Raw genomic sequence first — 15,313 nt, 5'->3', positions numbered from 1 at the left:
ACCTCAACCTCAACCCCAACCCCGACCCCGTCCCGACCCGTCCGACCGGACCTGATCCGACCGGCCCCGGGTCCGGCCCATCTCCACGACCCCGTCCCACAGAGCCGTGCGGACGAACCCGGTTGCCCGGCGCTCGCGGCCCACGCCGCCCGCGCCGGGCAATCGGCGTTGTCCCGACCGCCACGGAGGAGAACACACCCATGACCCGCGTCCGTTTGAGATCGGCCGCCCTGCTGGCCCTCGCGCCCCTGGCCGCCCTCCTGCCGCCCGCCCACCAGCCGGCGGCGGCCGCACCCGCCCCGCCGCCCTCCGACGCCGTGCTCGCCGCGCAGCCCGCCCGGCACGACCTGACCCGCGAGCAGTTCTACCTGGCGATGCCCGACCGCTTCGCCAACGGCGACCGCCGCAACGACAAGGGCGGGCTCACCGGAGGCCGCGAGACCACCGGCCACGACCCGAGCGACCCGGCCTTCTTCAACGGCGGCGACCTCAAGGGCATCACCAAGAAGCTCGACTACATCAAGGGCCTCGGCACCACCGCGATCTGGTTGACCCCCGTCTTCGAGAACCTGCCCGTACAAGAGCGCGACGGACGCCCCGTCGCCAACTACCACGGCTACGCCATCACCGACTTCACCCGCGTCGACCCGCACTTCGGCACCGACGAGGATCTGTCCGCCCTGGTCGACAGGGCGCACGCCAAGGGCATGAAGGTCTTCTTCGACGTCGTGACCAACCACACCGCGGACGTCATCCACCCCGCGGAGAAGGAGTCCGGCTACCGGTCGAAGGGGTCACACCCCTACCTGGACACCGAGGGCCGCCCCTTCGACGACAGCGCGGGCATGCGCCCCGTCGACGACGGTGGCTTCCCCTACACCCCGCGGATCGCGGACGCCGACCGGCACGCCAAGACCCCGGCCTGGCTCAACGACCCCACCATGTACCACAACCGCGGCGACTCCACCTTCGCCGGCGAGAGCGGCCTCAACGGCGACTTCATGGGCAACGACGACCTGTGGACCGAACGGCCCGAGGTGGTCGACGGCATGAAGCGCGTGTACGAGCGCTGGGTGCACGACTTCGGCATCGACGGCTTCCGCGTCGACACCGCCAAGAACGTCAACATGGAGTTCTGGACCCAGTGGGCCCGCGCACTCGACGACTACGCGGCCACCCGGGGCAAGAAGGACTTCCTCATCTTCGCCGAGGCGTTCTCCGCCGACCCCGCCATCACCGCCCCCTACGTCACGCGGGGCGGCCTCGACTCCACCCTCGACTTCCCCTTCCAGGCCATCGCCCGCAACTCCGCCTCACGCGAGGGCCCGCCCCGCGACCTGTCGCGCCTCTACGCCCAGGACTACCGCTACACCACCGGCAAGGCCAACGCCTACGAGCAGGTGACCTTCCTCGGCAGCCACGACATGGGCCGCATCGGCGGGCTGATCGCCCAGGACAACCCCGGCGCGAGCGACGCGGAGCTGCTGCGCCGCGACCGCCTCGCGCACGAGCTGATGTTCTTCGGCCGCGGCAACCCCGTCGTCTACGCGGGCGACGAGCAGGGGTTCACCGGCTCGGGCGGTGACAACGCCGCCCGCCAGCCGCTGTTCGCCACCGACGCCCCGGCCTACCGCGACGACGACCAGATCGGCACCGACCGCACCCACGCGCGGGACGCGTACGACACCCGGCACCCGCTCTACCGCGCCATCGCCCGCCTCTCCCGGCTCACCGAACGCCACCCGGCGCTGCGCGACGGCGTCTTCACCGAGCGGTACCCGGGGCCCGCCGACGGACCCGGCGTGTACGCCTACTCCCGTACGGACGCCGGACAGCGCGTGGAGTACGTCGTGGCGCACAACAACGCCTCCGAGGCGAAGACCGCGCGGATACCGACCGGCGCCGCGCACCGCCGCTACACCCCGCTCTACGGCACGACGGACACCCCGGCCCGCAGCGGAGCCGACCGGCACATCACCGTCACCGTCCCCGCCCTCTCGTCCCTGGTCCTGAAGGCCGACAAGAAGCTGCCGGGTCCGGGCGCCCGGCCCCACGTCACCCTGACCCCGCCGAAGGAGGGCGCCACCGGCACGGTCGAACTCACCGCCGACGTCGACGGCGGCGAACTGAACCGGGTCGTCTTCGCCGCACGGCAGGGCGAAGGCCCCTGGCGGGTACTCGGCTCCGCCGACCACGCCCCCTACAAGGTCACCCAGCAGATCGACGCCGCACTGCCCGAGGGCGCCGAGCTGCGCTACAAGGCGGTGGTCGTCGACAGCCGGGGCCGCACCGCGCACGACCTCGCCGCCAGCAGCACGGGCCGCACCCCGCCGGAGTCCGGGCCCACCGTCCGGCGCGGCTACGCCGTCGTGCACTACCAGCGGCCCGGCGGCGACTACGACGGCTGGCGGCTGCGGACCGGCGCCGACGGCGCGGAAGCCCCCTTCACCGGGCGGGACGCGTACGGCGCCTTCGCGTGGGTGAAGCTCGCCGAGGGCGCGCAGACCCTCTCGTACACCGTCGAGAAGGACGGCGCCACCGACGGGCCCGCGCGCTCCGTCGACCTCACCCGCACCGGCGAGGTGTGGATCACGCAGGGACAGGACGGCCAGCGCGAACAGCGCCCGCGGAGCGCCTATCCGCCGTCGGACGGCTCCACGGCCGTCCTGCACTACCACCGCCCCGACGGCGACTACGAGGGCTGGGGGCTGCACGTCTGGGACGGGGCCGCCAAGCCCTCCGACTGGGACGTCCCCGTACAGCCGGTGCGCACCGACGGCTACGGACTCGTCTTCGAGGTGAAGCTGAAGCCCGGTGCCCGCAGCCTCAGTCACACCTTCCACAAGGGCAACGACAAGGACGTGCCCGACGACGAGGCCCTGGACATCAACCTGTACGGGAACGAGGTGTGGCGGGTCGCGGGCGAGCCGGCGTATCTGACTCCGGCGCTCGGCGGGTCGCTCGGCATGGACCTCGGCCGGACCCGGGTCAGATGGCTCGACGAGGACACCGTCGCCTGGCCGGAAGGCGGAGCGGGAGTGGCCTCGCGCCAGCTCCTCTACGCGCCCGAAGGCGGCATCACCCTCCGGGACGGCGCCCTCTCCGACGAGGGGCACTGGCTGCGGCTGCGCCCCGAGGCAGCGCAGGCCGCGCGGCGGGACGGGCTCGCGGAGGGGGAGGTGGCCCTCACCGTCGACCCGCGCGACCGGGACCGGCTCCACGACGCGCGGCGCGCCCGGCAGCTCCTCGCCACCGAGCGCGCCGCGGACGGCGCCCTCCTGGGCGCCGCGGGCGTACGGGAGCCCTAGGCCGAGCTGAAGGCGCCCGCCAGGTCGCGGGCGCCTTCCGCCACTCCGCGGACCGCGATGCCGCGCGTGGCGGGCAGCGCGGCCAGGAGGTCGCTGGCCAGGCAGGCGTTCCGCGGCCTGGACGCGTAGCGGCTCAGGGCCTTCGGCACCGGGACCACCAGGTGGGCAGGGAGCCCGAGGCCGCGGGCGATCAGACCGGCCCACTCGGCGCGGCTGACCCGGTCGGGCCCGCCCAGATGGAGCACGGGCGGCAGCGGGGCCAGGCTGGTGAGCAGCGCGGCCACCACCTCGGCCACGTCGTCGACGTGCACGGGCGTCGTCCACTGGTCGTCGGGCGCCTCGACGGGCTCTCCCGCGCGCAGCCGGTGGGCGCAGGCGGCGAAGTAGTTGAGCCACTTGCCGGCGTCCGCGGGCTCATGGCCGTAGACGAGGCTCACGCGCAGCGAGACCGCGTCGGCCGCGTGGGCGAGCAGCAGTTCCTCGGCCCGGCGCTTGGCCCGTCCGTAGGCGTTCGCCGGGGAGACGGGCGTGGACTCGGTGCTGCCGGGCGAAGAGCCGTCGAAGACGTTGTCCGTGGAGATCATGACGATGCGCGAACGCCCGCCGAGGGACGCGAAGGCCGACGCCACCGCGGAGTGCGCGCGGGCCGCCTCCTCGGGGTGCGCCTCGCACCAGGTGACGTCCGAGGGGCCGTGCACCAGGACGATCCGGCGGGGCCGCAGCCGCGACACCAGACGGCCGCAGGCCTCCGCGTCGGTGGCGTCCAGGGCGCACCAGCGCGCCCCGTACTCCTCCGGCGCGGCGGCGGGGCGACCGCGCGACACCAGGGTGACGGCGTCACCCGAGGCCACCAGGCGGCGGGCGATGCCCGTGCCGACGAAGCCGCTGCCGACGACGAGCGAGTTGACGCGCCTCACCGTGCCACCCGCCCCTGTGCCGACGGGTGGCGGGCGGCCAGGAGGCGGCCCGCGCCGATCAGCCCGTGGTCGTCGTCGGGCGCGCCGAGCGCGACCATGGCGTCGATCCGCTCCCGGGAGAGCCCGAAGCAGCCCTGCCGGTCCAGCTCCTCGACGAGGAGCTGCCGGTAGCGCTCGCCGACGGCCAGCGCGAAGCCGCCCACGACGATGAAGCGGCAGACTCCCACCGAGGCGAAGACGGCGCCGATCGCCCGCGCGAGGTGCGCGAGGGCGGCGCGCAGCACGCCGGTGGCGAAGGGGTCGCCCTCGGTGAGCGCCTTGGCGAGGGCCGGGTTCTCCACGCGGTCCTCGCACAGCTCCGCGAGGCGGGAGCGGGCGAACCCGTCGGGGTCGGCGGCCGCCGCGCGCCGGGCCGCGGCGAGCACGCCCCGGCCCGAGGCGATGGCGCCGAGGTGGCCGCGGCCCCCGCAGTCGCACAGCGGCGCGTCGGGTGAGGGATCGCAGGCCCAGTGGCCGAGTTCACCGCCGTGGCCCTCGGGGTGCAGCAGGACGTCGCCGCCCCGGAAGACCTTGTTGCCGATGCCCGAGCTGACGGTCAGCAGGCAGAAGGGCTCCGGCTCCGTGGCCGCGTACCGCCAGGCGGCCGCGGTGAGGTCGTTGACGACGGTGACCGGTCTGCCGAGCCGTTCGGCGAGCAGGGCGCCGAGCGGCAGGGGCTCACCGCGCCGGCCCCACACCGTCGGTGCCGCGAGGACCAGGCCGTCAGCGCTGATCGGCCCGGCGAAGGCGACCCCGACGGGACCGGGCGCGCGCCCGGCCGTGTGCCGCGTCACCTCGCGCACGAGCTGCTCCACCAACCGCTCCTGGAGCACGGGTACGGGGGCGTGCGGATCGCGGGCCATGCCGTCGACCGGCATCCGCCGCACGCGGGAGAGCGTCCCGTCGGCGGGCGCGTAGGCGCCCACCCGCAGCGTGGTGCCTCCCACGTCGACGACGGTGTGCTCGGGGTCAGCCGCGATGGTGGCCGTGGGCACGGAGTTCCTCCTCGAAGACCAGCAGGTGCAGGTCGGTGTCGCGGTCGTTCAGGAGCCCGTGCTCGCCGTGGGGACGGTTGACGACGACGTCGCCGGGGCCCACGCGGAACTCCTCGCCGTCCAGGTACATCAGGCCCTCCCCCGAGAGGATCACGTACGTCTCGTGGTCGGCCCCGTGCCGGTGGCGCCCGATGGACGTGCCGGGCGGCAGCACGGCGAGGTCAATGAACTCGGCGCCGGGGCCGCCCGGTCCGCGCGTGAAGACGCGGTGCGCCAGGATCGTGCCGAGCCCGCCGTGGTCGTGCTCCTTGCCGGTGAGGAGGTCGCGCAGATTGGGCACACGGCCGGTCATCGTGCCCCTCCGTCCACGGCGGGGTCCACGGCGGAGTTCGCGGCGGGCGAGGTGCGCGGGGCGCGGGCGGCGCGGGTGGCGAGCGCGTCCAGGGCCTCGCGCAGGACGTCCTGCGGGACGTCTTCCAGTTCGTCGACGAAGCCCGCCTTGCCGATCCCGGTGGGCACCACCAGGTGGAGCTTGCGGCCCCGGCGCTGCCAGGAGGCCCACAGGGCCTGCGTCATCTGGTCGGCCGTGCAGGTCGCGGCGTCGTGGACGGGCAGGCCGATCCGCTCCAGGAGCGCGACGATCCGCTCGCAGGTCTCCGCGTCCGCGAGACCGAGGAGCCGGGCGATGTGGGCGGACAGCGCCATGTCGACCGCGACGGCCTCGCCGTGTTCGAGCCGGTGGCCGCCCGCCGTCTCGATGACGGGGCTGAAGGTGTGGCCGAAGTCGACCAGGCGCGCGAGTTCGTGCTCGCGCAGGTTGGGGCACAGCTCCTCCATCATCAGCCTCATCGAGGTGCGGATGACGTAGGTCTCCAGCTCGGCGTCGGCCGGGTGGCCGGGGCGGCGGAAGACGTCCGGGTGCCGCTCGAGGGCCTGGAACAGGTCGCCGTCGAGGATCACCGCCATCTTGACGATCTCCGCGAGACCGCAGCGGATCTCGCGGTCCGGCAGGGTGGCGAGGAGCGCGGGGTCGTTCAGCGAGGCGTGCGCCGGGTGGTAGGCGCCGAACATGTTCTTCGTGTGCAGGCCGTTGACCCCCGTCTTGACGCCGACACCGACGTCGACCTGACCGACCAGGGTGGTGTTGACCTTGATGTAGCGGATGCCGCGCGAGTACATGGAGGCGGCGAAGCCGACGATGTCCGCGACGATGCCGCCGCCCACCGCCAGCATCACGCCGTGCCGGTCGAGCCCGGCGGCCTTGGCGGTCGCGCACACCTGCTCGGCCGAGGTCAGTGACTTGTTGTGCTCCCCGGACGCGATCGGGTGGACGCTCCAGCTGTCCGGTTCGAGGCGCGCGCCCAGGTAGGCGCGCAACTGCTGTCCGTAGAGGCGGTCGACGGTGGGGCCGACGAAGGCCACCACCCGCCGCCCCTCCAGGTAGTGGGCGAGCAGCGGGTTGTGCGGGGAGAAGACCCCGTCGGTGACGTCGACCCGGTAGCCGGTGCCGTCCGGTGCGTGCAGGTCGAAGCCCCCGGCGTCCTCACGGACACCCGCGGCCTCGGCAAGAACCTGGCCTGCCATCTCTCTCCTCGGTCTTCGTTCGGTCTTCAGGTCGTCGACGGCGTCGTCGATCGGGGATCGGGGTGGTGCGGTGACGGCGGCGCGGGGCGCGGCCCCGGATCGGCGAACACGCCGGCGACCGTCCGCACGAGGGGCGACGCGGGCAGTTCCTCCAGGGGTACGGGGCGGCCCTCCGCGTCGGACACCGGCAGGCGCCAGTTGGGGTGCACCGTGGAGGTGCCCGGCAGGTTCTGCGGACGGCGGTCGCCCGTCGCGTCCGGCAACCAGACCCCGAGCAGCAGGGCCGGGGTGAGCGGCAGGAAGCGGTGCAGGGCGGCCACCTCGCCGTCCGGTGACGGCAGCAGGCCGAGCCGGGTCAGCTCGGCGAGCCAGCCGTCGCGCTCGCTCGCGGCCTCCGCCTTCTCCGCCTCGGCGGGGCGGGTCAGCAGGCCGAGCCGCTCGCGCAGTTCGACGTGCTCCCCGCTGAGCCAGGCCGCGGTGGTCGGCAGGTCATGGGTGGTGAGCGTGGCCAGGCAGTTCGCGCGCCACTGGTCGGGCGGCAGCGGCCCGTGCCGGCCCTCGCTGCCGCCCACGTACTCGAAGCGCTGCACGGAGGTGCCGAGGATGCCGCGCCCGGCGAGCTCCTCGCGCACGCCCTTCTCCACCGTGCCGAGGTCCTCGCCGATGACGCTCGCACCCGCCCGGTGGGCCTCCAGGGTGAGCGCTCCCAGCATGGCGTGGGCGTCATACCGTACGTACGTGCCCTCCGACGGCGGGCGTCCCTCGGGCACCCACCACAGCCGGAACAGCCCCATCACGTGGTCGACGCGGAGTGCTCCCGCGTGCCGCAGGTTGGAGCGCAGCAGCTCCGCGAAGGGCAGATAGCCCGCGGCGGCGAGCGCGTCCGGGCGCCAGGGCGGCTGGCCCCAGTCCTGGCCCAGCGGGTTGAAGTCGTCCGGTGGCGCGCCGACGCTCATCCCGGCGGCCAGGCAGTGCTGGAGCGCCCAGGCGTCGGCGCCGTCCGGCGCCACCCCGACGGCCAGGTCGTGCACGAGGCCGATCGCCATGCCCGCGTCCTTCGCCGCCCGTTGCGCGGCGGCGAGCTGCTCGTCGGTGATCCAGGCCAGCCAGCGGTGGAACGCGACGCTCTCCGCGAGGTCGTCGCGGGCCCGCGCCACGGCGGGGGAGCGCGGGTCGCGCAGCTCCACGGGCCAGCACCGCCAGTCAGCGCCGTGCTCATCGGCCAGCGCGCACCAGGTGGCGAAGTCGGTGAGCCCCTGGCCCTCGCGTGCCGTGAACGCGGCGAAGGCCGCCGCGCGGCCGGGGGAGAGCGGCACCGCGTGCACGGCGCGCAGCGCCCGGTGCTTGAGGGAGCGGACCGTCTCCCGGTCGATGAGCGAACTGCCGTCGAGCACCCGGGCGTTGACGGCGCGGGCCTGGTCGACCAGCGCGTGCGCGGCGTCGCGCCCCGCCCGGTCCAGGTACGCGTACTCCGGCACCGCCTCCACCCGTACGTGCATCGGATCGGGGAAGCGGCGCGAACTCGGACGGTACGGGGAGGGGTCCGGCAGCGGCCCCGGCGGCACGGCGTGCAGCGGGCCGAGCTGGACGAAACCGGCCCCGAGGTCCCGCCCCGACCAGGTGGCGAGCTCGGCGAGGTCCGCCAGGTCGCCCATGCCCCAGGAGCGGCGGGAGAGCACGGAGTAGAGCTGGACGATCAAGCCCCAGGCACGGCGGTCGGGCACCGCGAGCCGGTCGGGCACGGCGAGCAGTGGGGCCCGTGCCTCGCGCTCGCCCGCACGCACCCGCAGGGTGTGGTGGCCGGGCGGCAGCGGAGCGTCCGCCGGCAGGGTCCCGCCGCCCTCCACCGCCACCTCGCCCACGCTGCTCCGGGGCAGCGTCACGCCCTCTCCGGCGCGCGTGACGACACAGGGTGGCAGCAGCCGTGCGGCCTGCTCCGCGCGGTGGCGGTCCAGGGCCTCACGGGCCGCGGCGGGGGTGGTGGCGTCGACCCCGCAGGCGCCGAGGACGGCGACGAGGGTGTCGGCAGGGACGGCGACGCGCCGGCCCCGGTCGGTGGTGTACTCGGTCGCGACGCCGTGGGCGCGCGCGAGTCCGAGGATCGCCTCAGTCATGGGCGGCCTCCCCGCGCAGGACGGGCACGGGGGCGGCGGCCGGCGTGGCGGGGGCGAAGAGGCGTTCCAGGACCGCCGCGACCCCGTCCTCGTCGTTGCCGGGCGCCGTCTCGTCGGCCATGCGCCGCAGCTCCGGGTGCCCGTTGGCGACGGCCACGCCGTGTCCCGCCCAGGCGAGCAGCGGAATGTCGTTGGGCATGTCGCCGAAGGCGATGGTGTCGGCCCCCGTGAAGCCCAGGAGCGCCGCCGCGCGCGCCACGCCCGCGCCCTTGGTGACGCCGGGTGGCAGCACCTCCACCATGCCCTTGACCGAATGCACCACGGAGACCGCGTCGCCGCACAGCTCCGCGACGGTGGCGGCGACGTCGTCCTCGGGCACCTCGGGGTGGTGCAGCACGAGCTTGTCGATGGGCGAGGCCCACAGCAGCGAACGGTCGGTGGTGACGTCCCAGCCGTGCCTGACGCGTTCCCCGAAGCGGGGGGTGACCTTGAAACGGCTCTCGGGCGGCGCCGTGACGACCCCGAGTTCCAGGGTCCCGAGCACGGCCTCGGCGCGCTCCACCACGTCGCGGGCGAGGTCCAGGTCGAGCGAGGCGGACTCCAGGAGCCGGTCGGTGGCCGCGTCGTAGAGCTGGGCGCCCTGACCGCACACGGCCAGGCCGCGGTAGCCGAGCCCGGCGAGGAAGTCCTTGCAGGCCGTCGCGGGCCGCCCGGTGACGACCAGGTGGTGCGCCCCGGCATCGGCGACGAGGGCCAGCGCCCGCCGGGTGCGCTCGGAGACGGTGAGGTCGCTGCGGAGCAGGGTGCCGTCGAGGTCGGTGGCGACGACGCGGTAGGGCGGGTCGGTCACCGGCACGGTGTCCCAGGCGACACGGCCCGACCGCAGCGTCAGCATCAGCACCAGGTCACGGCCGGCCGGCGGCCCGTCGACGAGGCCCCTGAAGACTCCGTCGCCGACCGGTTCGAGCGCCGTGAGCGCGGCCCCGCTGCCGGTGGGCACCGGCTCGTCGGAGGCCAGCGCCTCGGTGGCGGACTCGCGTGCGCCGGCGGTCTCGGGGGCGGCCCGCGTGACGATCTGGACCCGTTCGAGGAGCGGGTGGCGGTAGGTCACCGTCAGCGCGCCGCCCGGCGCGCGGGACACCCGGCAGCGCTCGCGGAGCTGGTCCGCGAGGTCCGGGCGGTCCGCGGCGCGGGCCACCTCCGTGCTCCGGGCGAAGTCGGCCCGTGCGTACGCGGCTTCGAAGAGACGCTCGTACGCCGCCGCGTCCAGCGGCGCGACGCGCCCGTAGGCCGCGAGGTCACCGCGCTCGGCGGCGACGCGCGCGATGAGGGCGCGGTGCTCGCGCCAGGCCGCGTCGGAGAGCCGGTCGAACCAGCCGTACCGGATGGCCTCCTCGTCGGGGAAGCGCAGCGGCTCGCCGCGCAGCAGGGAGTCGAAGGCCGCGAGCCGCGCGTCGGCGGCCCGCTCCCAGGTGAAGCCCCGTGCCGTGCGGCGGGCGCCGGCCGACAGGCGGGCGTAGGCGCCCGGGTCGTGGCGGAACACGGCGGCGGCCTCCCTGATGCGCGCGACGAGCTCCCCGGCGAGCGCCGGGTCGTCGTCGTGGAACGAGCCGCGTACGGCGAATCCGGTCGCCGCGCGGTCGGTGAGCGGCAGCGCGTGCCGGAAGTGCGCGGTGACCTGCTGGGCCGTGGCGATCGGCACCGCACCGCACGCCATGGCCTCGGCCTGGGCGATGAGGAAGCCGTCCAGCTCGTACTTGGACGGGTAGACGCAGAAGTCGGCGCAGGCCGCGTGCGTGAAGAGGGTGTCCTCGTCGGCGAGCCGCCAGTCGAGGTGGACCTGGCCGGGATGGCGGTCGGCGACGCGCTGGAAGTAGGCGTTGGCGGCGCCCGCGGTCTTCTGGCCGCCCCGGCCGGTCGAACAGCGGATGACGAAGCTGATCTCCGGGTCGGTGGCGAGCACCTCCTCGATCGCCCGCACCAGCTCCAACTGGCCCTTGTGGTGCACCGCGTAGCGGGCCGCGTGGTAGAAGACCGGGCGCGCCGGGTCGAGCCCCAGCGACCGCAGCACCTCGGCGCGGTCGACGGCGGCCGGATCACGGGCCAGCCAGCTCTCCGCGATGCCGCAGCCGCCCACGAGCAGCTTGTGGGCCTGCTCGCGCACCTGCCGGGCGAGCGGCAGGGTCTCGAAGAGCGCTTCCATCGGCGTGTCGCGGAAGGTGCTGTAGTAGGCGCGCTGTCCGGGCGACACGAAGTCCACGAGGTCGGCGTGCGCGGTGACCAGCGGGAAGAGCCCGACGTGGTCGGGGCCGTACACGTCGTGCATGCGGGTGCCCGCCAGGGCGCGGGACATCACGGCCGTGGCGGCGTCCTCCGCGGGAGGCGGCGCGTCCAGGCCGTCCAGGGCCACGGCGTCGCGCACGCCGAACAGGTCGAGGAGCCGTTCCACCTGCGGCCGGTAGAGCTTCTGCGTGACGGGCGCGTTGGCGGCGACCGTCACGGCGGTGCGCAGCCGCGGGGCCGCGCCGAGCACGGGCGGCAGCAGCCAGGAGTAGGACGGCTCGAAGCCGTGCACCACGGCGGGCTCGTCGCCGGTCAGCTCCGCCAGGAAGCGCGCCGCGTCCACCTGGAAGACCAGCGGCTTGAAGTGGGCGAGGTCGCGCCCGGCCGTGCCCGGCGGCGGGTAGAGGCGGTCGGGCAGCAGGTCGAGCTGCGTGTTGGACAGGAAGTACACGTCGACGCCGTCCAGCCGGAGCCGGTGGGCGCGCGTGGTCACGTCGAGGGCGACCTCACCCGGGTGGTCCGGCCACGCCTTGGGGTCCAGGACCAGCGGCACGGAGTGCTCGCGGCGGTAGGGCGTCTCCTCGATCGGGTAGTCCTCCCGCAGCGCGTCGAGGAGACCGTGCGCCGGGGTGATCACGGAGACGCGGTGGCCGCGCGCCGCGTAGGCGCGCGACAGGTTCCACACCAGCGGTGAGAGACCGCCGCGCATCAGGCGGCCGTCGAAGCCGCCGCACTCGAAGGAGACATGGATGATGTGCACGGAAGTAGCGCTCCCTCACTGTGCGGGGACGGCGCGCGCCACAGCGGCGCGCGGTCCCTGCCGGTCGATGTGTGCGGCGCGGCGGCCGATGGATCCGGTCACGGCCGCGCCCCGTCCGCCACCTGCTGCACACGGCCGTCCTCCATGACCACCGCCGAGACCAGGTCGGCGCCCGACGGCACGGCGGCGCCGGGCAGGACGACGCTGCGCCGCACCCGGGCCCCGGCGCCGACACGGACGCCGGGGAACAGCACGCTGTCCTCCACCAGGCCGTGGTTGACCAGGTCGGCGGGGACCACGGAGTCCCGTACGCCGGGGCCGCGGGCCACCCGGTGGCGCGCCACCTCGGGCGCGACGGTCCAGGGCATCCGCTCGACGGGCAGCGCGGGCGCGTCGGGCTGCGGGGAGGCGAGGGCGAGGTGGGCGCGGTGGTAGCGCTCGACGGTGCCGATGTCCTGCCAGTGCCCGGCGACCTCGTGGCCGCGGATGTGCTCTCCGGCCGCGAGCATCGCGGGGATCACGTCGCGGCTGATGTCGTGCTGCCAGTCCGTGCCGTCCAGCAGCTCCAGATGGCGGCGCAGCACGCGCGCGTCGAAGACGCAGAACGCGGCGAAGACCAGGTCGCTCGTGGGGTTCTCGGGCTTCTCGACGAACGCCGTCAGATGCCCCGCCGCGTCGAACTCGACCATGCCGAACAGGTGCACCCAGCGCGGTTCGATGCGCTGGTACGCGACGGTCAGCGCGGCCCCCGACGCCCGGTGCTCCTCGATGAGCGGCCCGTAGTCGAAGCGGTAGACGTGGTCGGCGTGGAGGACGAGGACCTGCTCGGCGTCGCCCCCGAAGACGTACGCGCTCTTGCGGATCAGCGCGTCGGCCGTGCCGCGCTCCAAGGGCCAGGCCCGCTCGGGCAGTTCACGGGGCAGGCCGGCCCCGGCCGTGCGGTAGGCGTGGTCGTACGGGCCGAAGTGCACCCGGAAGCCGGGCGAGGTGTTCCACACCCGGTGCAGGTCGTCCATGAGCTGCCGCTCCTCGTACTGGGAGAGCAGCACGACCTCGCCGAGCCCGGACGCCCGCGCGTTGGCCAGGCTGAAGTCGATGAGGCGGCAGGCGCCGCCGTAGGGCACGAGGGGCTTGAGGCGGCCGGTGCCGAGCGGGCCCATGCGCCTGCCCTCGCCGCCCGCGAGCAGCACCGCCCGTACCGCGCCGGGCTCAGCCATGCCGCACCTCGTCCCACGTCACGCGCCCGGAGGAGAGGGTGAGCAGCAGCCATGCGCCGGGGCGCTCCGGCGCGGGGCCCGCGAACTCGCCGGGGGCGGTGCGGGTCAGCGGCCGGACCTCGGGCCGTGCGCGGCCCTGGGCGTCGGGCGGCGCGGGCAGGACCAGTTCGACGCGGTCGGCGTGCGCGAGCCGGTAGCGGAGCGCTCCGTCGGGCAGCAGCGCGAGGCGGGTGCGCAGCCGGGTCACGTCCTCGGCGGGCACCGCGTCGGGACGGCGCCGGATCGCCTGCTCGCAGGTGGCGAAGTCGGCGCGCAGCCAGGCGGCGTCGAAGAACCGCCGGGCGGCCCCGTCGTCCAGCGGGGCGAGGCGCTCGTACGCGGCGAGGTCACCGTGTTCGACCGCCGCGTCGACGGTCAGCAGCTCGTCGGGCAGCAGCTCCGTCCAGCCGTGCCGCAGGGCGCGTTCGGCGGGCAGCCGAGCGGGCTCGCCGCGCCAGAGCCGGGTGAAGGCGGCCAGGTGCAGGTCGGCGCAGTGCTCCCAGGTGAAGGCGCGGGCGACGGCCGCCGAGCGGCGGGCCAGCTCCCGGTAGTGGCCGGGGTCGTCGGTCCACAGGGCCACCGCCTCCTTCACGCGCGCGGTCAGCGCGGCGGTGAGCAGTTCGTCGTCCTCGGCGAACGACCGGTTCACCGCGAAGCCGGTGGCGGTCCCGGGGCCGTCCGCGTGCCGGAAGTGGGCCATGCCCCGCTGGTCGGTGGCGATGGGGACCGCGCCGGCCGTCATCGCCTCGCCCTGCGCGATCAGGAACGTGTCCATCTCGAACTTGGACGGGAAGAGGCAGAAGTCGGCGGACGCCGCGTACGCGAAGACGCTCCGCTCGTCCACGCGCTCCCACTCCAGGTGCAGCCGACCGGTGTGCCGCCGGGCGATCTCGTGGAAGAACGGGTCGTCGATGCCGTCGGCGGAGATGCAGCGCACGACGAAATTGGCGGCGAGCCCGTCGGACAGGACGCGGTCCACCGCGCGCAACAGCTCCACCTGGCCCTTGTGGTGCACCGCGTAGCGCGCGTTGTGGAAGAACGTGGGCAGGGCCGGGTCGAGGCCGAGGCCGCCGAGCACCTTCTCCCGGTCGACGTCGGCGGGGTCCCAGGCGAGCCATTCGTCGGAGATCGCGCAGCCGCCCACGAACATCTTGTGCGCGTTGCGCCGCACCACGTCGGCGATCGGCAGCCGGGCGAAGAGCTGCTCGAAGGGCGTGTCCCTGAAGGACGCGTAGAAGTCGAGCTGCCCCTCGGAGAGGAAGTCGATCAGGTCGGCGTGCTCGGCGGTCAGTTCGTAGACCGCCACGTGGTCGGCCGGGTAGTCGTAGTGCAGATGCGTGAGCTGCTGGTACTGGCGGATCGCCGCCGGAAGCGCGTCGGCGGTGTCCGGCGCGGGCAGGGGCACGTCCACCCCCAGCTCGTCGAGGAGCCGCCGCACCTTGGGCCCGTAGACCTTCTTGGTGATCGGCATGTTGCTCTGCACGTTGCTGACGACCAGCTTCGAGGGGTCGTCGCGCAGCGCGGCGGGCAGCAGATAGTGGTAATACGGCTCGTGGGCGTGTACGAGGGCCTTCTCGTCGCCGAACCACGTGCGCAGGAACCGCACGCTGTCGACCTGGAAGACGAGCGGCTTGAAGAAGACCAGGTCGTTGCCCTTGGCGGAGTAGGGCGGGTAGAACGTCTCCGGCAGCCGGTCCAGGTACGCGTCGGCCAGGAAGTACAGGTCGACCCCGTCCAGGCGGATGCGGTGCGCGGTGGTGCGCAGCTCCAGGGAGACCTCGGCGGGAAAGCCCCGCCACACCTGCGGGTCGAGGACGACCGGCACCGTGTGGACGTCCTCGTAGGGCAGGTCCTCGACCTCGTAGCGCTCACGGAGGTCGTCGAGCCTGCCGTGGGCCGGGGTGACGATGGAGACCCGGTGGCCGCGCGCGGCGAAGGCCCGGGAGAGGTTCCACAGGTACACCGAGGTGCCGCCCTGCAGGAAGGTGTGGTCGAAGCCGCAGCACTCGAAGTACGTCTCGATGATGTGCAGGCGCGGGTCGGTCGGCTCGGTCACG

Annotated in this window: 9 protein-coding genes; 1 reads left to right on the top strand and 8 read right to left on the bottom strand. The window is 74.5% G+C overall.

Going from position 1 to position 15,313, the window contains the following annotated elements; genetic code table 11:
* The first annotated feature begins 200 nt into the window (after window positions 1–200).
* Window positions 201–3,308, top strand: a complete 3,108-nt coding sequence (locus DCW30_RS01070; protein WP_076682717.1) for an alpha-amylase family glycosyl hydrolase — start codon at window positions 201–203, stop codon at window positions 3,306–3,308.
* Here DCW30_RS01070 and DCW30_RS01065 read toward each other — a convergent pair.
* The 8 genes from DCW30_RS01065 to DCW30_RS01030 all read right to left on the bottom strand — a co-directional run bounded on the left by DCW30_RS01065 (window position 3,305) and on the right by DCW30_RS01030 (window position 15,312).
* The gene (locus tag DCW30_RS01065) at window positions 3,305–4,225 is read right to left on the bottom strand and encodes an SDR family oxidoreductase (protein ID WP_076682715.1); all 921 of its coding nucleotides are present in this window, start codon (window positions 4,223–4,225) and stop codon (window positions 3,305–3,307) included. The genes DCW30_RS01070 and DCW30_RS01065 overlap by 4 nt on opposite strands.
* On the bottom strand, window positions 4,222–5,259 hold the full coding sequence (locus DCW30_RS01060) for an ROK family protein (protein WP_237283309.1): 1,038 nt from the start codon (window positions 5,257–5,259) through the stop codon (window positions 4,222–4,224). The genes DCW30_RS01065 and DCW30_RS01060 overlap by 4 nt, the downstream gene beginning before the upstream one ends.
* Window positions 5,234–5,611 carry a cupin domain-containing protein gene (locus DCW30_RS01055; protein WP_076682713.1) on the bottom strand — a complete coding sequence of 126 codons (378 nt, stop codon included), beginning with the start codon at window positions 5,609–5,611 and terminating at the stop codon, window positions 5,234–5,236. The genes DCW30_RS01060 and DCW30_RS01055 overlap by 26 nt, the downstream gene beginning before the upstream one ends.
* Complete coding sequence (locus tag DCW30_RS01050) at window positions 5,608–6,843, bottom strand: sedoheptulose 7-phosphate cyclase (RefSeq protein WP_076682711.1); 1,236 nt, start codon at window positions 6,841–6,843, stop codon at window positions 5,608–5,610. The genes DCW30_RS01055 and DCW30_RS01050 overlap by 4 nt, the downstream gene beginning before the upstream one ends.
* 26 nt (window positions 6,844–6,869) lie before the next feature.
* A complete protein-coding gene (gene malQ / locus DCW30_RS01045) occupies window positions 6,870–8,957 on the bottom strand; it encodes a 4-alpha-glucanotransferase (protein ID WP_076682709.1) in 2,088 nt (695 codons plus the stop codon).
* Window positions 8,950–12,000 (bottom strand): HAD-IIB family hydrolase, encoded by a 3,051-nt coding sequence (locus tag DCW30_RS38035; RefSeq protein ID WP_079249875.1) that lies wholly within the window; start codon window positions 11,998–12,000, stop codon window positions 8,950–8,952. The genes malQ and DCW30_RS38035 overlap by 8 nt, the downstream gene beginning before the upstream one ends.
* A 98-nt stretch (window positions 12,001–12,098) precedes the next feature.
* Complete coding sequence (locus DCW30_RS01035) at window positions 12,099–13,217, bottom strand: sugar phosphate nucleotidyltransferase (RefSeq protein ID WP_076682707.1); 1,119 nt, start codon at window positions 13,215–13,217, stop codon at window positions 12,099–12,101.
* Window positions 13,210–15,312, bottom strand: a complete 2,103-nt coding sequence (locus DCW30_RS01030; RefSeq protein ID WP_237283308.1) for a glycosyltransferase — start codon at window positions 15,310–15,312, stop codon at window positions 13,210–13,212. Before DCW30_RS01030 ends, DCW30_RS01035 begins: the two co-directional genes overlap by 8 nt.
* Window position 15,313 lies beyond the last annotated feature (1 nt).

The sequence above is a fragment of the Streptomyces alfalfae genome, from assembly GCF_004127445.1.
In the GTDB taxonomy this organism is placed as follows: domain Bacteria; phylum Actinomycetota; class Actinomycetes; order Streptomycetales; family Streptomycetaceae; genus Streptomyces; species Streptomyces alfalfae.
The sequence above is the reverse complement of the archived record's forward strand: the minus strand, read 5'-3'. Positions and strand labels throughout refer to the sequence as shown.

What these genes read in the sequence shown, in the direction of transcription:
- DCW30_RS01070 (WP_076682717.1), top strand. Translation starts at nt 201, where the DNA reads ATGACCCGCGTCCGTTTGAGATCGGCCGCCCTGCTGGCCCTCGCGCCC.
- DCW30_RS01055 (WP_076682713.1), bottom strand. Translation starts at nt 5,611, where the DNA reads ATGACCGGCCGTGTGCCCAATCTGCGCGACCTCCTCACCGGCAAGGAG.
- DCW30_RS01050 (WP_076682711.1), bottom strand. Translation starts at nt 6,843, where the DNA reads ATGGCAGGCCAGGTTCTTGCCGAGGCCGCGGGTGTCCGTGAGGACGCC.
- malQ (WP_076682709.1), bottom strand. Translation starts at nt 8,957, where the DNA reads ATGACTGAGGCGATCCTCGGACTCGCGCGCGCCCACGGCGTCGCGACC.
- DCW30_RS01035 (WP_076682707.1), bottom strand. Translation starts at nt 13,217, where the DNA reads ATGGCTGAGCCCGGCGCGGTACGGGCGGTGCTGCTCGCGGGCGGCGAG.